Annotated in this window: 16 protein-coding genes and 2 pseudogenes; 7 read left to right on the top strand and 11 right to left on the bottom strand. The window is 71.0% G+C overall.

All coding sequences use genetic code 11. The features are described 5' to 3' along the window. The first annotated feature begins 15 nt into the window (after positions 1 to 15). Positions 16 to 579, top strand: coding sequence for a PspA-associated protein PspAB (gene pspAB / locus ACZ5XZ_RS09430; protein WP_468975754.1), 564 nt, complete (start codon positions 16 to 18; stop codon positions 577 to 579). A 27-nt stretch (positions 580 to 606) separates the two neighbouring features. Here the strand turns inward: pspAB and ACZ5XZ_RS09425 are convergent. After that, positions 607 to 1,148, bottom strand: a pseudogene (locus tag ACZ5XZ_RS09425) (RNA 2'-phosphotransferase). Positions 1,149 to 1,208: 60 nt separating this feature from the next. Continuing rightward, positions 1,209 to 1,805, bottom strand: coding sequence for a PadR family transcriptional regulator (locus ACZ5XZ_RS09420; RefSeq protein ID WP_468975752.1), 597 nt, complete (start codon positions 1,803 to 1,805; stop codon positions 1,209 to 1,211). Positions 1,806 to 1,930: 125 nt separating this feature from the next. On the opposite strand from ACZ5XZ_RS09420, the gene ACZ5XZ_RS09415 reads away from it, so the two are divergent. Both ACZ5XZ_RS09415 and ACZ5XZ_RS09410 read left to right on the top strand, forming a co-directional pair. Beyond that, positions 1,931 to 2,521 carry a hypothetical protein gene (locus tag ACZ5XZ_RS09415; protein ID WP_468975749.1) on the top strand — a complete coding sequence of 197 codons (591 nt, stop codon included), beginning with the start codon at positions 1,931 to 1,933 and terminating at the stop codon, positions 2,519 to 2,521. Next, positions 2,518 to 3,867, top strand: a complete 1,350-nt coding sequence (locus ACZ5XZ_RS09410; RefSeq protein WP_468975747.1) for a carotenoid oxygenase family protein — start codon at positions 2,518 to 2,520, stop codon at positions 3,865 to 3,867. The genes ACZ5XZ_RS09415 and ACZ5XZ_RS09410 overlap by 4 nt, the downstream gene beginning before the upstream one ends. Positions 3,868 to 4,026: 159 nt before the next feature. Here ACZ5XZ_RS09410 and ACZ5XZ_RS09405 read toward each other — a convergent pair whose 3' ends face one another. The 4 genes and pseudogenes from ACZ5XZ_RS09405 to ACZ5XZ_RS09390 form a co-directional block, all read right to left on the bottom strand. Beyond that, entirely contained in the window at positions 4,027 to 5,040 is a 1,014-nt protein-coding gene (locus tag ACZ5XZ_RS09405; RefSeq protein ID WP_468975744.1) for a MerR family transcriptional regulator, read from the bottom strand. A gap of 11 nt (positions 5,041 to 5,051) precedes the next feature. Beyond that, positions 5,052 to 5,234 (bottom strand): annotated as a pseudogene (locus tag ACZ5XZ_RS09400) (metal-dependent hydrolase); the annotation flags it as partial. Between the two features lie 240 nt (positions 5,235 to 5,474). Continuing rightward, complete coding sequence (locus ACZ5XZ_RS09395; protein WP_468975977.1) at positions 5,475 to 7,217, bottom strand: SDR family oxidoreductase; 1,743 nt, start codon at positions 7,215 to 7,217, stop codon at positions 5,475 to 5,477. Positions 7,218 to 7,309: 92 nt separating this feature from the next. Beyond that, positions 7,310 to 8,176 (bottom strand): M24 family metallopeptidase, encoded by an 867-nt coding sequence (locus tag ACZ5XZ_RS09390; protein ID WP_468975742.1) that lies wholly within the window; start codon positions 8,174 to 8,176, stop codon positions 7,310 to 7,312. A 357-nt stretch (positions 8,177 to 8,533) separates the two neighbouring features. Here ACZ5XZ_RS09390 and ACZ5XZ_RS09385 point away from each other — a divergent pair, with 357 nt between their 5' ends. From ACZ5XZ_RS09385 to ACZ5XZ_RS09370, 4 genes are read left to right on the top strand one after another with little or no spacing between them, the layout of a single operon-like run. After that, positions 8,534 to 9,595, top strand: a complete 1,062-nt coding sequence (locus ACZ5XZ_RS09385; protein ID WP_468975739.1) for an ABC transporter ATP-binding protein — start codon at positions 8,534 to 8,536, stop codon at positions 9,593 to 9,595. Further along, positions 9,585 to 10,496 carry an ABC transporter permease gene (locus tag ACZ5XZ_RS09380; protein ID WP_468975737.1) on the top strand — a complete coding sequence of 304 codons (912 nt, stop codon included), beginning with the start codon at positions 9,585 to 9,587 and terminating at the stop codon, positions 10,494 to 10,496. The genes ACZ5XZ_RS09385 and ACZ5XZ_RS09380 overlap by 11 nt, the downstream gene beginning before the upstream one ends. A gap of 46 nt (positions 10,497 to 10,542) precedes the next feature. After that, positions 10,543 to 11,454, top strand: coding sequence for an ABC transporter ATP-binding protein (locus ACZ5XZ_RS09375; RefSeq protein ID WP_468975734.1), 912 nt, complete (start codon positions 10,543 to 10,545; stop codon positions 11,452 to 11,454). A 22-nt stretch (positions 11,455 to 11,476) separates the two neighbouring features. Next, complete coding sequence (locus ACZ5XZ_RS09370) at positions 11,477 to 12,250, top strand: ABC transporter permease subunit (RefSeq protein ID WP_468975732.1); 774 nt, start codon at positions 11,477 to 11,479, stop codon at positions 12,248 to 12,250. Positions 12,251 to 12,435: 185 nt separating this feature from the next. Here the strand turns inward: ACZ5XZ_RS09370 and mltG are convergent, their stop codons facing one another. The 5 genes from mltG to ACZ5XZ_RS09345 form a co-directional block, all read right to left on the bottom strand. Next, positions 12,436 to 13,257: an endolytic transglycosylase MltG gene (mltG, locus tag ACZ5XZ_RS09365; protein WP_468975729.1), complete on the bottom strand. Its 822-nt coding sequence runs from the start codon at positions 13,255 to 13,257 to the stop codon at positions 12,436 to 12,438. 235 nt (positions 13,258 to 13,492) lie between these two features. Next, complete coding sequence (locus ACZ5XZ_RS09360; RefSeq protein ID WP_468975727.1) at positions 13,493 to 14,782, bottom strand: CynX/NimT family MFS transporter; 1,290 nt, start codon at positions 14,780 to 14,782, stop codon at positions 13,493 to 13,495. Positions 14,783 to 14,989: 207 nt separating this feature from the next. Beyond that, positions 14,990 to 15,709: a FadR/GntR family transcriptional regulator gene (locus tag ACZ5XZ_RS09355; protein WP_468975724.1), complete on the bottom strand. Its 720-nt coding sequence runs from the start codon at positions 15,707 to 15,709 to the stop codon at positions 14,990 to 14,992. A 311-nt stretch (positions 15,710 to 16,020) separates the two neighbouring features. Next, the gene (gene lysA, locus ACZ5XZ_RS09350) at positions 16,021 to 17,478 is read right to left on the bottom strand and encodes a diaminopimelate decarboxylase (RefSeq protein ID WP_468975721.1); all 1,458 of its coding nucleotides are present in this window, start codon (positions 17,476 to 17,478) and stop codon (positions 16,021 to 16,023) included. A gap of 15 nt (positions 17,479 to 17,493) precedes the next feature. After that, on the bottom strand, positions 17,494 to 17,901 hold the full coding sequence (locus ACZ5XZ_RS09345) for an SAV_915 family protein (protein ID WP_468975719.1): 408 nt from the start codon (positions 17,899 to 17,901) through the stop codon (positions 17,494 to 17,496). Positions 17,902 to 18,165: the final 264 nt, after the last annotated feature.

The raw sequence follows: 18,165 nt of genomic DNA, 5'->3' as shown, positions 1-18,165 counted from the left end.
AGGAGTAAGCCGCGCATGGGATTTCTGGACGCCATCCTCGGCCGCAGCAAGCCGGTACGCCCCGATCTCGATCAGCTCTTCGCACTGCCGTCGGCCGCGGTGACTCTCCAGGCCGCGGCCGATTTCGAAGCCACCGGCGTGGGGTCGGTGTGTTTCGCGAGTGTCGAGGGCGGTGCGTTCGCACGTATCCAGGAGGAGGCGCGGGCTCTGCTGGACGGGTCGGTGGAGTTCTCGCAGGACTCCTATGGCTATACGTGGCTGCTCGTACGGCACTCGCCACAGGACGTGGCGGGCCTGGTCAACGACCTGCACGCGGTCAACACCTCCCTGGAGGAGGCGGGGTTCGGGCCGCAGCTGCTGTGCTCGCTGCTCGGCTTCCGCGATGCCCGGCAGCGGTCGCTGGCGCTGGTCTACCTCTACAAGCGGGGCACGTTCTACCCCTTCGCGCCGAAGCAGGAGGGCGGCGAGAAGCGCGACAACCCGCTGGAGCTGCAGGTGCGGGCGATGCTCGGGGACGATCTGACGATCGAGAAGGACCTGGCGCGATGGTTCCCGGTGTGGGGGGCGCCAGGGCTGTGAGCGCCCGCGCGCCGGGGCATACCGGGCTCAGCCCGGAAAGCGCAGGAACCGGGCCGGTACGCGGCTGGTGAGCCAGACGCCGTTGGCGCTGACCTGGAAGACATGGCCGGCCCGGTGCATCGCCGCCGCGTCCACGGTCAGAACCACGGGCTTGCCGCGCCGTGCACCCACCCGGGTCGCGGTTTCGCGGTCGGGCGAGAGGTGGACGGCGTGCCGCGACATCGGTCGCAGCCCTCGTCCCGGATGGTGGCCACGTTGCGGGCCACCGTGCCGTGGAAGAGGTACGGGGGTGGTACGGCCGGGGGCAGATCGAGGTCCACCCGCACGGAATGGCCCTGGCTGGCGCGTATCCGGCCGTCCTGCATGGCGTAGCGCTGCTTGTCGTTGTCGGCCACCACCGACTCCAACTCCGCCCGGGAGAAACGGAATCCATGGTGCGCGGCCGCCGCTATGAGCTCCTCCACGGGCACCCAGCCCTGGGCGTCGAGGGTGATGCCGATCCGCTCCGGTTCATGGCGCAGATGCTTCGCCAGATATTTCGAGATGCGCACGGAGCGCCGGTTGTCCATGTCCCCAGGGTGCCGCGCGGAGGCGACGACGGCACCTGAATTCGCGGCCGGACAACGGCGTCACTCCGCCTCCCCGGGGGCTTCCTCGCGCGGCTTCCCCTCGTGCCTCCCGCGCGCGAGCTCGCTCGCCTTCGTCGCCCGTGCGCTGGTCACCTCTTCGGCCGCCCAGCGGGCCCACTCCTCAAGGGCAGCCGTCATCCGCAGGCCGTACTCCAGGACGATCCGCCCGTGCACCGAGATCATTTCCTCGTCCCAGTCGGTGTTCTGAGCGATCTGCTCGTACGTGGCGTGGGCGCGGGCGGCGAACTCGGCCTTCTGGAGCAGGTACGCCTGCGCTTCGAGCGGGGTGACGATGCCGAGGAAGAAGACGCGCAGCACGCTGTCGTCGCGCGTGGGGCCGCCGGGCGGGACGTCGGTGAGCCAGCGGCGCAGCTCCGCCAGGCCCTCCTCGGTGATCGCGTACTCCTTGCGGCCACGGGGGCCGTGGGCGGCGACCTCGACGAGGCCGGCGGTGGTGAGCTTGGAGAGCTCGCCGTACACCTGACTCTGTGTGGCCGGCCAGACGTTCGAGAGTGAGGCGTTGAACAGCTTCATCAGGTCGTAGCCGCTCGCCGGGGATTCGGCCAGCAGGCCCAGCACCGCATGTCTCAGGCTCATGGTTCGCACTTTACCTTCCACTCTTGACATGTCAAAGGTGGAGCTTCTACATTCGACATGTCGAAGTTGGAATGTGGGCGGGCCGGACCTTCAAGCGTGCGGTCGCGATCGAAATCGGGGGAATCATGAACTACTTGCGCGGCTTCATCCCATGGCTGGTCTTCGCGGGCGTGGGCTCGTTCGGCTGGCAGTGGGGCGCACTGGCCGGCCTGGTGGTTTCGGTCGTGCTGCTCATAGCCGACCGCGCGGCCGGCCTCTCGTTGGACTACCGCCTGCTGGAGTACGGCACGATCGTCTTTTTCGCGGGCCTCAGCGTGCTGGCCTTCGCCCAGCCCGACAGCGGGCTCAAGATGTACGGCAGCTCGCTCTCGATGGGCTGGCTGGCTCTCATCGCCTGGGTGTCGATCGCTGTGCAGCGTCCCTTCACGATGGGGATCGCACGCCGTATGGCCCCGCCGGAGGTCTGGCACACCCCGCTCTTCCGCCGCATCAACGTGGTGCTCACGGCGGCATGGGCGGTGTCCTTCACCCTTACCGCGACCGCTCAGGCGGTCGTCTCCGCCTACGAGCTGAACACGGCCTTCACGATCGTCATCCAGGTCGCCGGGTTCGTGCTTCCCGTCCGCTTCACCTCCAGCTATCCGGAGCGAGCCAGGGCTCGATTCCTGCAGCAGTCCAGTGTGCGTACCGACATCCAGGAAGGCCTGGCGTCATGACCACCACACCCCCCACCACCGCAACCGAATCCACCGCCCCCGCACCGCACATGGCGGGCAACTTCGCGCCGGTCAAGGAGGAGCTGACCGCCTACGAGCTCCCGGTCACGGGCACGATCCCGCCCGAGCTCAGCGGCTGGTTCCTGCGCAACGGCCCCAACCCACGGGACGCCGCCACACCGCACTGGTTCTTCGGTGACGGCATGGTCCACGGACTGCGCCTGGAGGGCGGCCGGGCGGTCTCCTACCGCAACCGCTGGGTGCGCACCTCCACCTTCACCGACGGTGCGCCCGTCCTGGACGCCCAGGGCCGCCGCGATCTGACGGCGGGCGTGGCCAATACCCACATCGTCCGCCATGCCGGCCGCACACTCGCACTGGTCGAGTCCTCGTTCCCCTACGAGATCGACTGCCGGCCCGGCCATGAGCTGGAGACCCTCGGCGTCCATGACTTCGACGGTCGGCTCACCACGCAGATGACCGCCCACCCCAAGACCTGCCCCACGACCGGTGAGCTGCACTTCTTCGGCTATGGCGGCTCCGCCCCGCCCTATCTCACCTATCACCGTGCCGATGCGTCGGGGGAGTTGGTGATCAGCCGCCCCATCGATGTCCCGGGGCACACGATGATGCATGACTTCCATCTGACCGAGGGGCATGTCGTCTTCATGGACCTGCCGCTCGTCCATGACCGCAACCACCCCGGCATGCCGTACCGCTGGGATCCGGAGTACGGCGCCCGGCTGGGCGTGCTGCGTCGCGACGACCCCTATGGCGAGGTCCGCTGGCTGCCCATCGACCCCTGCTATGTCTTCCACGCACTGAACGCCCACGACGACGGCGATCACCGCATCGTTCTCCATGTATCCCGCTATGCCGACTTCGGGGGCAGAACCCCTCCCTGCCTCTGGCGCTGGACGATCGATCTCGCCGCCGGCACCGTCAGCGAGGAACAGCTCGACGACCAGTTCTGCGAATTCCCGAGGGTCGACGACCGACTCACCGGGCAGCCGGCTCGCTTCGGCCATGCCATAGCGGCCGAGGGTCCCGGGAGCGGGCAGATACCGGGCGCCCTTCTTCGCTACGACCTGCTGTCCGGCGCGGTTGTCCGGCACGACTTCGCCGCGGGGCGCACTCCGGGCGAGGCGGTCTTCGCCCCCGCCGACGACCGTCCGGGAGGTCCGGGCTGGCTGATCACTTACGTCTATGACGCCACCACCGACACCAGCGACCTGGTCGTGCTCGACGCCGAGGACATATCCGCCGACCCCGTCGCCACGGTCCATCTGCCGCAGCGTGTGCCCTATGGCTTCCATGGCAACTGGCTTCCGGATGCGGTGGGTTGATGGAGGCGGTACGGAGAGCGGTTTGGGGCGGCGCGGAGCGGCCGCGCCCGACTGATTCTTGACAACTGAAGAGCGGGTGAGAACGGGCACGGGGAGGCCGAGGTGTCCGCCCGCTCCTGCCCGGCCGGGCAGGCCCAGGGCTCTCTTCGACCGGGGGCCCTATGCCTCGGGGGCGTCCGTGCGGCACTCGGCGGAGACCAGTGCGTCCATGGTGCGGGCCTGCACCTCGCGGTGGGCGGCGGCGGTGATGAACGCGGCGGTGTTCTCCGTGCCCACCAGGGCCCGCACGGCCCGCACCGCCTCGGCGGGGAGCACCACTGCCTCGGAGTCCGCCTCCGAGTCGGTCGCGGGACGGGGGTCCGCGACCGACCGGACGTCGGGCGTCCCGGGGGACCTCCGCTCCGCTTCCAGGAGCGCCCCGTTGAGGTGACGGCGCAGATGGCGGGCTGCCAAGGTGCGCATGGCACGGGCGAGTTCGGCGTCGATGGTCTGCTGGGCCAGCGGGCGCAGCCGACGTACCAGGGCGGCGGCCTCCGCCGCCTCGGCATCGGTGGGCGGGTGGTCCAGGAACGGCTGGAAGACATGCTCGGTGGTGAAGTCCAGGAAGCGGGCGGCGATGTGCTCCACCTGGCCGCGCAGCTCCCGAAGATGACCCGAGATGGCGGGCAGCGGGACGCCGGCGGAGTGCAGTTCGGCGGCGACGGCGAGCTCCTGCGGGCTGGGCACGAGGAACTCGTCGTCCCGGCCGGGGACACGTTCCAGGACGCCCAGTTCGACGGCCTCGGCGACCGCCGCCTCGTCGGGGACGCCCCCGAAGGCGGCGCTCAGATCGGCGCGGCTGATGCGGGATGCCTTCTCGTCGGTCCAGGGCCCGTCGATCTCGGCGACCAGCCCCAGGACCCCGCCGAGGTCGAGACCGGCGTCCCAGGCCGCGAGGAGTTCCTTGATGCTGGCGAGGGTGTAGCCGCGGTCGAGCAGATCGGTGATCTGCCGCAGCCGAGCCAGATGGGCATCGCCGTAGACATTGGCGCGGCCGCGGCGTTCGGGGCGGGGGAGCAGCCCGCGGTCCTGGTAGGCGCGGATCGTACGGACCGTGGCGCCGCTGATGTGGGCCAGGTCCTCGATGCGGTATTCGGCGGTGCGGGGTGCGGCCGTCGGCGGCTGCTCGGTCACTGCGGTGCTCCTCACGAGATGGCCGCGCGTGACGAGACGGCCGACCGGCCCACCGCGACCGGCGCGGCCAGGGAGGACGCCAGGTGGGCGACGGCCGTGCGCAGCGACCCTTCCTGCGAGGGATGGTACGACCGCCGCAGACACCGCGGTATCGCCGCTCCCAGCTCACGCCGGGTGGGACGCGGCCCGTTGCGCGACACCGAGCACGACACCGGGCGCGACATGATCGCGTGGTGCTGGTGCTGGTGCTGGTGCTGGTGCTGGTGCTGGTGCTGGTGCTGGTGCTGGCTCTCCTGCGGGTAGGCGGTCCTCATGCGCGACTCCTGACGTGCGCAGTTGTCCGTTCTCGGGGGCCTTGACCCTTCTGCGAGCCCCGGGCCCGGACTCCGGACCCGCGGGGCGCGGGTCCGGAGGCGGGGCCGGGCGGGCCGCTGTTACAGCCGTGGCTCGATGCGGGCGAGGGCGCGCAGGGCACGCGGGGCGAAGCGGGACAGCAGATGGGCGCCGCGTGCCTCGGGAGTGACCGGCACCACCGCCTGGTTGCGGACCACGGCACGCAGGATGGCGTCGGCGACCTTCTCCGGTGGGTAGTTGCGCAGCCCGTACATCCGCGCGGCCTTGGTCTGGCGGCGCTTCTCCTCCTCGGCCGAGACACCGGCGAAACGGGCGCTGGCGGTGATCCCGGTGTTCACCAGCCCGGGGCAGATGGCCGAGACGCCGATGCCCTGGCCGGCCAGCTCGGCGCGCAGACACTCGCTGAGCATCAGGACCGCCGCCTTGGACGTGCTGTACGCGGGCAGCATCTTCGACGGCTGGAAGGCGGCGGCCGAGGCGGTGTTGACGATATGGCCGCCCTGCCCGCGGTCCGCCATCCGCCTGCCGAAGATCCGGCAGCCGTGGATGACGCCCCACAGATTGACGTCCAGCACCTTCTTCCAATCGTCGGTGCTGGTCTCAAGGAAAGAGCCGGACAGGCCCACGCCCGCGTTGTTCACCAGGATGTCGACGGTGCCGTACTCGGCGTCGACCTTGTCGGCGAGCTTCTCCATCGCCGCCTCGTCGGCGACGTCGACCACCTCCGCCCAGGCCTGCGGGGCCCCGATCAGCCGGGACATATCGGCGGTCCGGGCCGCGCCCTCGGCGTCCCGGTCGACGGCGATGATCCGTGCGCCGGCCTCCGCGAAGGCGAACGCCGTCGCCCGGCCGATGCCGCTGGCTGCGCCGGTCACCAGCACCAGCTGCCCGCCGAACCGGTCGGCGTAGGTGCCCGACGCGGCGATCTGCCTTGTCGGATCACCCTCTTCCTTGGCGGTGACGAATTCGGTGATCCAGGAAACGAGCTGGTCGGGACGGGTGCGGGGCACCCAGTGCTTGGCCGGGAGGGTGCGGCGTACCAGCTGGGGCGCCCACTGCTCCAGGTCGTCGTAGAGCCGCTGGGAGAGGAACGCGTCGCCGGTAGGGGTGATGAGCTGGACCGGACAGTGCGCATAGGCGTCGGTGCGCGGGCGGCGGAGCCGGGCGCGGACGTTGTCGCGGTAGAGCCAGGCGCCATGGGCCGCGTCGGCCGGCAGTGACGCGGTGGGGTAGTCGCCGCCCGGTACCTTCTCCACCCGCTGCAGGATCCGCGGCCAGCGTTTGCCGAGTGGCCCCTTCCAGGCCAGCTCGGGCAGCACGGGGGTGTGCAGCAGGTAGACGTACCAGGACTTGGCACCCTGGTTGAGGAGCTGGGCGGCTCGCCGGGGGGTGGGGCGCGCCATCCGCTGTTTGATCCAGTGACCGAAGTGGTCCAGGGAAGGTCCCGACATCGAGGTGAAGGAGGCGATCCGGCCCTCCGTGCGCCGCACGGTGGCGAACTCCCAGGCCTGCACGGAGCCCCAGTCGTGGCCCACCAGATGGACCGGCCGGTCGGGGCTGACGGCATCGGCGACGGCCAGGAAGTCGTCCGTCAGCTTCTCCAGGGTGAAACCGCCGCGCAGCGGCTTCGGGGCGGTGGACCGGCCGCAGCCCCGGACGTCGTAGAGCACCACATGGAAGCGGTCGGCCAAGCCGCGGGCGACCTCGGACCACACCTCCTTGCTGTCCGGGTAGCCGTGCACCAGCATCACCGTGGGCTGCGCCGGATCCCCCAGCTCGGCGACGCACAGCTCGACGCCGCCGGTGCGCACCCGGCGTTCCACCGCCCCGGTGAGCCCCGATCCCTGCCCTGGCGCCGTTTCCTGCCCCCGGACCTGTCCCTGACCCCGGCCCTTGTTCCGTTCGCTTCCCGTGTTCACGCGGCCTTCTCCTCCTGCCAGCGCCGCACGTGCGGCAGATCGTCGTCCAGCCAAAAGGCGCTCTCCTGCGGGTCCTTGGAGTCCGTGACGACCAGGATCTCCTCGAACTTCGCGCCCGTGCCCCGGAACCCGAGGTGGGGTTCGACCGCCCACAGCCCCGGCTGCGGCGGGTGGTCGGAGAAGGTGTACGGGCTCCACAGCGGGGACCAGCCGTCGCGGTGGCCGTGCAGGGCGTCGGAGGCCAGCCCCTTGAGGGACTGGGCGCCGAACCCGAAGAGAGTGGGGGACCAGCGGCGCTGCTTCACCCGGTCGATCTTGTGCGCGATGACGCCGAAGGGGTAGGCGCGGTGGCGGTTCGCGTACCCCTGCCGCACCATCAGCCGGTCGACGTCCTCATAGATCTCCCGCAGCGGCCTCCGCTCGCGCACTTCGCGCAGGATCAGCTCCCGGTGGGCTTCGAGGTCGGCGAGCAGCCGGTCGTGCACGGGGTTGAGACCGAGGCAGCCGGAGTAGCCGATGTCGGCCGTGAAGCCGTTGTGGACCGGTGCCATGTCGAGGATGAAGGCCATCCCCGGTTCCAGTTCGCGATTGGTGGGGAAGAACTGCAGCGGTATGCGGAAGTTGACGAAGGCGGTGCGGTCGCCGAACCAGGCGAACGGCAGATGGAACCAGTCCCGCACCCCGCGCTCGCGCAGCCATTCGCGCTGCATCCGCGCCGCCGCGCGCTCGGTGACCCCGGGCTTGAGCTGGGCGGCCACCGCTTCCGCGCAGGCATAGGCGAGCCGCTGGACCTCTCTGAACCCCCTTAGCTCAGCGGTGAGTTCTCCGGCTGCTGCTGAGGTCGCTGAGGTGACTGAGGCCATCGCCAACCGTCCGTCCGTGAGCGGTTCATCGCGGTACGTGCCCGTAACTTGACACTGATGAATGTGACAATGACCGGCGGCTGCGTCAAGGGGTGCGCACGCACCGACCAGGGAACCAGCCCACCGCCAGCCCACCGCGGACAGTCACCCCGCCCCGGCTCGGTGCCGGCCCGAGCCCCACTCCGGCCCTCCCCCGGCCTCGACCCACCCCCGACGCCGTCCCCGCCCCGCGCCGCAGCTGGCAGGCGGTCCCGCGCCCTGTGAACCCTGACGCCGGACCGCTCGAAGCAGGAGATCCCCTACGGGCCGTAATACCGCAGGGGGAGGCAGATCCCAGCATCTGGGTTGACGACCGGTGTGGCGGACGCCACTACCGTCGATGACGTGACTGTGATCGTGACCGAAAGCCTGAGCAAGCGGTTCCCGCGGGTGACCGCCTTGGACCGGCTCTCCGTTGACATCGCCCCCGGCGTAACGGGCCTGGTGGGTGCCAACGGCGCCGGCAAGTCCACCCTGATCAAGATCCTTCTCGGACTGGCCCCGGCCACCGAGGGGACCGCGCATGTCCTCGGCCTGGATGTGACCAAGGACGGCAGCGCGATTCGTGAGCGGGTCGGCTACATGCCCGAGCACGACTGCCTGCCGCCGGATGTCTCGGCCACCGAATTCGTCGTGCACATGGCCCGGATGTCGGGCCTGCCGCCGACCGCCGCCCGCGAGCGCACCGCCGACACCCTGCGCCACGTCGGCCTCTACGAGGAGCGCTACCGCCCCATCGGCGGCTATTCGACCGGTATGAAGCAGCGGGTGAAGCTCGCCCAGGCGCTGGTCCACGACCCGCAGCTGGTCTTCCTCGACGAGCCCACCAACGGCCTCGACCCGGCCGGCCGGGACGAGATGCTCGGCCTGATCCGACGCGTCCACAGCGACTTCGGCATCTCCGTCCTGGTGACCTCCCACCTCCTCGGCGAGCTGGAGCGCACCTGCGACCATGTCGTCGTCATCGACGGCGGCAAGCTGCTGCGCTCCTCCTCCACCGATGAGTTCACGCAGGTCACGACCTCGCTGGTGGTCGAGGTCACGGACACCGACGCCCACCCGGACGGCACCGAGGCCCTGCGCGGCGCACTGGCCGGCGCCGGGGTCGCGGTGACCACCCGCAGCGCCGGTGCCGAGGGACTCGCCTCCCCCGGCCATCTGCTGTTCGTCGAGGCGGCCGGCGAGGAGACCTACGACCTGGTGCGGGACACCGTGGCCGGACTCGGGCTGGGCCTGGTCCGGATGGAACAACGCCGCCACCAGATCGCCGAGGTCTTCCGCGACGCGGACGCGGCGCACGCCGCCCCCGAAGCCGTCACCACAGGCGCCCCGAGCGCCCCGTACGCCCCCCAGGACGGAGGCGCCCACGATGTCGCCTGAGCCCACGACCTCGGTATCCGCCACGCCAGGCGGCGCCTATATCCACAACATCGGCTACCGCCACTACGACGGCCCGCGGCTGGGCCGTGCCTACGCCCGCCGGTCGCTGTTCTCGCAGAGCCTGCGCGGCGCCTACGGCCTGGGCCGTTCGGCCAAGAGCAAGGTGCTGCCGATGCTGCTCTTCGCCGTGATGTGCCTGCCCGCCGCGATCATGGTCGCGGTGGCGGTGTTCACCAAGGCCGCCAGCCTCCCGGTCGGCTACACCCGCTACGCCATCTTCCTCCAGGCCGTCATCGGCCTCTATCTCGCCTCCCAGGCGCCGCAGTCCGTCTCCCGCGATCTGCGCTTCAAGTCGGTACCGCTGTACTTCTCCCGCCCGATCGAGCGGGGCGACTATGTGGCGTCGAAGTTCGCGGCCATGGCGAGCGCCCTGTTCATCCTCACCGCGACGCCGCTGCTGGTCCTCTACGCCGGGGCGCTGCTGGCGAAGATGGACTTCCTCGACCAGACCAAGGGGCTGGCGCAGGGACTCGTCTCCGTACTCCTGCTCTCGCTGCTGTTCGCCGGGATAGGCCTGGTCATCTCCGCGCTCACGCCGCGCCGCGGCTTCGGCGTCGCCGCCGTGATCGCCGTCCTCACCATTCCGTACGGTGCCGTGAGCGCGGTCCAGGAGATCGCCTTCGTCCAGGGCAACGAATCCGCCGTCGGCTGGCTGGGGCTGTTCTCCCCCATCACGCTCATCGACGGGGTGCAGTCGTCCTTCCTCGGCGGCACCAGCTCCTTTGCCAACAATCTCGCGCCGACGACCGGTGCCGGGTTCGTCTACCTCCTCGTCACGCTGATCGTGATCGCCGGCAGCTATGCCCTGCTGATGCGTCGCTACCGGAAGGCCGGACTGTGACCGCCCGCCCGTCACCCGCCACCCCTCGAAGGAATGGGCCGCGCCCATGAGCACTGTCACCATCGACCACGTCTCCCGCTGGTTCGGCAATGTCGTAGCCGTCAACGACATCACCATGACCATCGGCCCCGGCGTCACCGGCCTGCTCGGCCCCAACGGCGCCGGCAAGTCCACCCTCATCAACATGATGGGCGGATTCCTCGCCCCCTCCAACGGCTCCGTCACCCTCGACGGGACGACGATCTGGCGCAACGCCGGTATCTACCGCCACATCGGCATCGTCCCCGAGCGCGAGGCGATGTACGACTTCCTGACCGGTCGCGAATTCGTCGTCACCAACGCGGAGTTGCACGGCCTCGGCCGGGCGGAGGCGGCCAGGGCGCTGGCCACCGTCGAGATGGAGTACGCCCAGGACCGCAAGATATCGACGTACAGCAAGGGCATGCGGCAGCGCGTCAAGATGGCCTCCGCGCTCGTCCACGACCCGTCCGTGCTGCTGCTCGACGAGCCCTTCAACGGCATGGACCCGCGCCAGCGGATGCAGCTGATGGAGCTGCTGCGGCGGATGGGTGACCAGGGCCGCACGGTCCTGTTCTCCTCGCACATCCTCGAAGAGGTCGAGCAACTCGCCTCGCACATCGAGGTGGTGGTGGCCGGCCGGCATGCCGCGTCCGGCGACTTCCGCAAGATCCGCCGGCTGATGACCGACCGGCCGCACCGCTACCTCGTCCGGTCCGACAACGACCGGGCGCTGGCCGGGGCGCTGATCGCCGACCCCTCGACGTCCGGCATCGAGGTCGACCTCACCGAGGGTGCGCTGCGCATCCAGGCGGTCGACTTCGGCCGCTTCACCGAACTTCTGCCGCGGGTCGCCCGGGACCACGGCATCCGCCTGCTGACGGTCTCGCCCTCCGATGAATCGCTGGAATCCGTCTTCTCCTACCTCGTCGCGGCCTGAGGCCAGAAAGGAGCCCCGAGGCATGTCCACGACCACTCCGACGGCCCGGCCGGCGCCCGCCGGGCCCAGGGCCACGCTGTTCCACCCGACCGTCGCCCGGCTCACCTACCGCGCCCTGCTCGGCCGGCGGCGGGCCCTGATCCTCTTCGCGCTGCCCACCCTTCTGGTGGTCATCGCGGTGGCCGTCCGTACGCTGACCGGCGCCGACGACTCCACCGCCGGCGGCATCCTGGGCGGCTTCGCGCTGGGCACGATGGTGCCGTTGATCGGCGTCATCGCCGGTACGGGTGCCATCGGACCGGAGATCGACGACGGCTCGGTGGTCTATCTGCTGGCCAAGCCGGTGCCCCGGCCGACGATCATCCTCACCAAACTCCTGGTGGCCATAGGTGTCACGGTCGCCTTCTCCGCAGTCCCCGTCCTGCTCGCCGGCTTCCTGCTGAACGGCAACAGCCAGCAGATAGCGGTGGGGTACGCGGTAGCGGCGGCCATCGCCTCGGTCGCCTACAGCGCGCTCTTCCTGCTCTTCGGCACGATCACCCGGCACGCCGTGGTCTTCGGCCTGGTCTACGCCCTGGTCTGGGAGGCCCTCGTCGGCACCCTCGTCCCGGGCGCGAAGACCCTCAGCATCCAGCAGTGGGCGCTGGCGGTCGGCCAGCACACGGCCGCGGAGGGCGCGATCACCTCCGATGTCCAACTGCCCCTTGCAATATGCCTGTTGGTCGCCCTCACGGTTCTCGCGACCTGGTACGCGGGCCGCCGGCTGAAGGCACTGACCCTGGCGGGCGAGGAGTAGAGAGGAATAGAGCCGATCGATCCGGTGGGACCGGTCCGGTGGGATCGGGGAGGCCGGACACCGCTTGGGGCCTGCCCGGCGCATCACGGCCGGACAGGCTCCGGGACCGCCCCCGGCGGCCCCGGACCGCCCCGGACCCACCACCCCACCTGCACTGTCCTGGCCGCGCCCGACCCGACGCCGTCCTACGCGCCGCCCCCGCCGCCGGCACCGTTCTTCTGCTGGGCGTTGAACTCCCGCACGTTGCGCAGATGCTCCTGGTAGTCAGCGGTGAAGCGGGTGTCGCCCGGCTTGACGGTGACGAAGTACAGCCAGTCGCCCGCGGGCGGCGCGCCGGCCGCCTTCAGCGCGTCCGCCCCGGGGTTGTCGATCGGGGTGGGCGGCAGGCCCTCGTGCTTGTAGGTGTTGTACGGGCTGTCGGTCCTGGTGTCGGCGTGGCTGGTGGTGAGCGTGCTGCGGCCCAGCGCGTAGTTGATCGTCGAATCCATCTGCAGTGGCATGTGCCGGGCGATCCGGTTGTCGATGACCCGGGCGACCTTGCCCATATCGGCCGGCCGGTCGGCCTCGGCCTGCACGATGCTGGCGATCACGACCGTGCGGTAGGAGGTGATCTTGTCCGCGGCCAGCCGCTGATTGGCGGTCTTGACCATGTACGAGAGCAGCGACGCCGGCGTGGTGTCCGCGTGGATCGGATAGGTCGCCGGGAAGAGGTAGCCCTCCGGATTGCCCTGTGTCGCGTCGGGCAGCGGGAGCTTCGCGCTCTTGGCGGCCTTCGCGGTGGAGCCGCTGGGCAGACGCAGCGCCTTGTCGACGGCGGCGTAGACCTGGGTGGCCCGCTGCCCCTCCGGCACGGTCAGCTTCTCCTCGCCCCCCGGCCCGCGCAGCAACCGCGGCACGAGCAGCACGGCCAGGACGGTCAGGGCGGCCAGGACGGCGACAACGATGAGCCAGCCGGTGCGGGAGAGCCGCGGGCCTGGCCGGCGGGCGGTGTGCTGAACGTCGCTCATGGGGGCACGGTAGGCCACGGCCGTACGGCGAGGCGGGGGCCACCCCCGGATCGTTGCCGACGACGGAGATCGTTCACTCCCTCGTCATGGGGTGCCCACTCAGGTGGCCACTCAGGCGCCCGCGTGGGTGCCCGCAGGGCCACACAGAGCCCGCATGCCCACAGCGCCCCGGCGCCCCCCAAGTGCTCCCACCGGGCCCTGCGCCCTACGCCCCTAGGCCGTACGCCCCCCAGCCCTACGCCCCGCCCGCGTCCCCGATCCTGCGGTCGCGCCCCGCGCCCATGCCCAGCAGCGCCAGACCGGCGCAGACCCCGAACAGCAGCACGAGGGGAACCGTCCAGCCGCCGGTGGCCTGATGGACGGCGCCCAGGGCCAGGGGCCCGGCGGCGGCGAGGAGGTAGCCGCCCGTCTGGGCCATGCCGGACAGCCGGGCGGCGGTGTGCGCATCGCCCGAGCGCAGGACCATCATCGTCAGGGCCAGCCCCAGCGCGCCGCCCTGGCCGATGCCCAGAAGGGCGGCCCACAGCCATGCGCCCGCCACCGGTGCCAGCAGCAGACCGGTGACGCCACAGGCCATCAGCGCGGACACCGCCACCCCCAGCAGGCGCTGCCGCCGCATCCGTCCCGCGAGCATCGGCACCACGAACGATCCGACCATCTGCACCAGCGTGCTGAAGGCGAAGACCAGCCCCGCCTCGCCCTTGCCCATGCCGTGGTCGGTGAAGACGGTCGGCATCCAGGCGATGACCACGTACGCGATCAGCGACTGCGAGCCCATGAAGAGCGTGACCTGCCAGGCCAGTGGCGAGCGGCTCAGCCGCGGCCCCGCCTCGGCCTGGTGTACGGACGTGGCCGCGGCGGCACCGTGCCGGGTGCCACGGCGGGCCATGAGCGCCTGCGGGATCCAGGCCACCGCGGCGACCGCGGCCAGCAGCGACCAGGAGACCAGCGCTCCCTGCCAGCTGCCGAGCGCGTTCTCCAGTGGGACCGCGGAGGCGGCGGAGACCGTGGCGCCCAGGATCATCGCCGTCGAATACAGCGCCGTCATACCCGCGGCCCGATCGGGGAAGTCGCGCTTGATCAGCCCTGGCATCAGCACGTTCAGCAGGGCTATGGAGGAGCCGACCACCGCACACCCGGCGAACAGCGCCACCACCGGCGGCGCGATCCGCAGCACGATGCCGCCGCACAGCGCCACCAGCGCCGCGCACAGCGTCGCTTCGGTGCCCCATCGCCGTGCCAGCCTCGGCGCGATGATCGAGCCCAGACCCATGAAGATCAGCGGGATCGTGGTCACCAGGCTGCTGGCGGTCGCGGCCAGGTGGAAGTGTGCGCCGATCTCGCCGAGCAGCGGCGAGACCCCGGCCAGCGCCGCCCGCATGTTGAGCGCGGCGAGCACGATCCCGGCCAGCACGAGCGCCGGGTGGACGGCCCGCAGCCGCCGGCGGGCGGCGGCGACGGGCGGTGTCGCGACCAGGTCCTCCTCGGCGTCGATCAAAGGTGCTTGGGGCCTGGACCCTGACATGCGTGCGTTACCTCGCCATGAGTGTGTTCCGCGAAGGAATCCCGGAAGGAAGGGAAGAAAGGGAAGAAAGGGAAGAAAGGAAGGAAGGAAGGGAAGAAGGAGTCGGATGAGCGCAGGGGGAAGGAGAGGGAAGAGGGAGGGAACTGGGCGCGGAAGAGCGGAGAGTGGAGACCGGAGACCGGAGACCGGAGCGAGGAGATCGGCGCCTCAGTGGCCCTCGCCGTCGCCCAGCAGCGCCTCCACGGCCCGCTTCGGTTTCTCCAGCAGCTCGCGGGTGGCGCGCTCCGCGACCTCCGGGTCGCCCGCCGCGATCGCCTCCATGACGGCGCGGTGGTCACCGTGCACGATCTTCGGCATCGCCTGGTCGTCGAGCGCGTTGACCAGCGCCTCCCGTACCGAGCTGCTGAACCAGCCGTAGGTCGCCGTCAGCGCGGTGTTGTGCGCGGCCTCGACGACGGCCTTGTGGAAGGCGATGTCGTGGTCGGCGTAGAGCTCCAGATTGCCGGAGTCGGGCCGTCCGTCCGCGTCGGCCAGGTCCGCCTGGGCGTCCAGGGCCGCCCGCATCCGCTCCAGGTCGTCCGGCCGGTGCCGCAGCGCGGCGAGCCGGGCGGCCTCCGCCTCCAGGGCGATCCGCAGTTCCAGTACGTCGCGGATGCCGGCCCGTTGGACGCCGCGCATGATGTCGCCCGGATCCGCGGTGGAGACGACGAAGGTTCCTTCGCCCTGCCGTGAGCGCAGCATTCCGGCGTGTACGAGCACCCGCACCGCCTCGCGGACGGTGTTGCGGCCGACCTGGAGCTGCTCGGCGAGCGTGTGCTCGGTGGGGATGCGGTCCCCGATCCGCCACTCCCCGGCGGTCAGTTGGGACCGCAGGGCCTCGACGACGGTGTCCACGAGGGATTGCCGTCCTGCCGCCTGCAGTGCCATGTCCGTTCCGCCCGCCCGTCTGCCTGTGGGTGCTCCTGTGCCCCTGTGTCCTCTGTCTGCCCGGTTGCCCAGTCATCCTACAACCAGTTCCATGCATACTACACGGAAGTCGTGGGGGTGCGGGCAACAGTGACGGGCCCCTCGGGGCCGACCGTACTGCGATCGCCGCCCCCGAGGAGCCCCAACTCCTGTCCCCTACAACGGTATTACCGCTCCAACGGGACTGCCGCTCCGAAGGGACTACCGCTCCAACGGGACTACCGCTCCAACAGGATCACCGCTGCATAAGGACCACCGCTCCCTGCCCCGCCCTACAGCCCGACGTCCCGCCCCTGGATATCCGCCAGGGACTCCCGCCGTACGAGGAGGCGGGCGTGGCCGTTGGTGACCGCGATGACCGGTGGGCGGCCGACGAGGTTGTATCCGGAGGCCATGGAGAGGTGGTAGGCGCCGGCGACGGGCACCGCCAGCAGATCGCCGGGCCGGATGTCGCCCGGCAGTCGCACGTCGGTGGCGAGTACGTCGCCGGCCTCGCAGTGCCGGCCGACGACGGTGACGGGCTCCGACGCGGCGAGCGAGCTGCGCCCGACCAGCCGGGGCGCATAGCGCACCCCGTACAGCGCGGGTCGCGGATTGTCGCTCATCCCGCCGTCCACCGCCACGAACGTGTGCGCGCCGGTCCGTTTGACGGACAGCACCCGGTAGAGGACGACACCGGCCGGGCCCACGATGGCGCGGCCGGGTTCGACGGCGAGCCGGGGCACCGGCAGGCCGGCCGCCGCGCAGCTGCTCGCCAGCTCCGCGCGCACCTTGGCGCCGAGCGCGGCGGTGTCGAGCACGGGCTCACCGGGGCGATAGGCGATGCCGTGGCCGCCGCCGAGGTCCAGCTCGGGGAGGGCGACGCCGTGCTGCTCACGGACCCGGGCAAGCAGGCCGACCAGCCGTCGTACGGCCGACAGATACGGCTTGGCGGTGGTGATCTGCGAACCCAAGTGGCAGTGCAGGCCGACCAGTTGGAGGCGCGGCTGGGCGAGCACCCGGGTGACGGCGTGCTGTGCGGAGCCGTCGGCGATCGACAGCCCGAACTTCTGGTCGTCGGTCCCGGTGCGGATCTTGGCGTGGCCGCCCGCGGCGATCCCGGGCACGACCCTGATCAGCACCTTCTGCCGGGAGCCCGCCGGGACCGCGGCCGCCAGCCGGGCGATCTCCGACGTGGAGTCGATGACGATCCGTCCGACGCCGAGCCGCAGCGCGGTCTGCAGGTCGGCCGGGCTCTTGGCATTGCCGTGCAGCACGATCCGCTCGGGCGGGAAGCCGGTGGTGACGGCGAGTTCCAGCTCACCGGCGGAGCAGACGTCCAGGCCGAGGCCCTCCTCCTGCACCCAGTGGACCAGGGCGCGGCACAGGAACGCCTTGGCCGCGTAGTAGACGTCGGCGTCGGGGAAGTCCCGTAGGTAGGCGCGGCAGCGGTGGCGCACCTCGTCCTCGTCCAGGACATAGGCGGGGGTGCCGAAGCGGTCGGCCAGCTCGGTGAGCGGGACACCGCCCACGGCGACGTCGTCGTGGCAGAGGGGCACCGCGGAGCCGGGCCATATGGCGAGCGGACCGCGGTCGGCGGTGGGTCGGGCGGCGGCCGGCGGCTCGCCCTCAGGGGACGTGAGCAGGGCGTCCGGTCCGGCGGCCGGCGACGCCGTGGTGGGTGCCACCGCGGCGGCCGGCGGCGGAACGGCGGGCTCTTGGGCGGTCCGGGGCAGTGTGCTGTGGCTCATGGTGTCGCCCCTCCCTCAGACAGCCCGTAGGTGATGGTGCGTACGGGCCGTATGGAGCACCTCGGGGGTGCGCGCCGTACGGGGGACCTCAGGGGTGCGCGAGGGGCGCGAGACCTCGGGAGTGCGCGCCGTACGGGACACCTCGGGGGAGAGCCGCGGGTCGACGGTCACCACAGTCGCGCCGACGGGCTCGGCCAGCGCACGCAGTGCGGGCTCGGACAGCCTGACCCAGGGTTGGCCTCCGCCCAGAGCCGCGGCGAGCAGCTGGGCGGAGGTGAAGCCGACGGCCGTCCGGCCGCCGAGCGGGGTGCGGAACAGGCGGGCCGTGCAGCCCGCGGGGCCCGACCGGACGGGGACGAAGAGAGGCCCGGCCGGGACACGATCAGAGGGCTCAGGATCTTCCGCGTACAGATGGTGGGACACGGCGTTGCTCCTCGAACAGGACATCGGCGGCCCCGGACCAGTGGATGACGCATGTGCCGGGGCTCGGCTCTGACGACGCTATGCCCGGGGAACGGGCCCCTCCGCCAGTCGCTGACGCGTCATTGACGGGTTGTGGACACTGTTTGACGCGATGCTGCCGGGTGGTGGCCGATTGTGGGGCGGCGGTGACGCTGCGCGGCAGCCGGGGCGCGGCCGGACCGCAGCCGGATCCCGGCCGACGCGGCCCGAAACCAATGGCCCCGG

Source organism: Streptomyces sp. NPDC033270 (assembly GCF_055576575.1).
Note: the sequence above shows the minus strand (reverse complement) of the source record. Positions and strands in the feature narration are given on the sequence as shown.

Excerpts from the sequence above, each read along its gene's own strand:
- pspAB (WP_468975754.1), top strand. The coding sequence starts at position 16 with ATGGGATTTCTGGACGCCATCCTCGGCCGCAGCAAGCCGGTACGCCCC.
- ACZ5XZ_RS09420 (WP_468975752.1), bottom strand. The coding sequence starts at position 1,805 with ATGAGCCTGAGACATGCGGTGCTGGGCCTGCTGGCCGAATCCCCGGCG.
- ACZ5XZ_RS09415 (WP_468975749.1), top strand. The coding sequence starts at position 1,931 with ATGAACTACTTGCGCGGCTTCATCCCATGGCTGGTCTTCGCGGGCGTG.
- ACZ5XZ_RS09410 (WP_468975747.1), top strand. The coding sequence starts at position 2,518 with ATGACCACCACACCCCCCACCACCGCAACCGAATCCACCGCCCCCGCA.
- ACZ5XZ_RS09390 (WP_468975742.1), bottom strand. The coding sequence starts at position 8,176 with ATGGCCTCAGTCACCTCAGCGACCTCAGCAGCAGCCGGAGAACTCACC.
- ACZ5XZ_RS09380 (WP_468975737.1), top strand. The coding sequence starts at position 9,585 with ATGTCGCCTGAGCCCACGACCTCGGTATCCGCCACGCCAGGCGGCGCC.
- ACZ5XZ_RS09375 (WP_468975734.1), top strand. The coding sequence starts at position 10,543 with ATGAGCACTGTCACCATCGACCACGTCTCCCGCTGGTTCGGCAATGTC.
- ACZ5XZ_RS09370 (WP_468975732.1), top strand. The coding sequence starts at position 11,477 with ATGTCCACGACCACTCCGACGGCCCGGCCGGCGCCCGCCGGGCCCAGG.
- mltG (WP_468975729.1), bottom strand. The coding sequence starts at position 13,257 with ATGAGCGACGTTCAGCACACCGCCCGCCGGCCAGGCCCGCGGCTCTCC.
- ACZ5XZ_RS09360 (WP_468975727.1), bottom strand. The coding sequence starts at position 14,782 with ATGTCAGGGTCCAGGCCCCAAGCACCTTTGATCGACGCCGAGGAGGAC.
- ACZ5XZ_RS09355 (WP_468975724.1), bottom strand. The coding sequence starts at position 15,709 with ATGGCACTGCAGGCGGCAGGACGGCAATCCCTCGTGGACACCGTCGTC.
- lysA (WP_468975721.1), bottom strand. The coding sequence starts at position 17,478 with ATGAGCCACAGCACACTGCCCCGGACCGCCCAAGAGCCCGCCGTTCCG.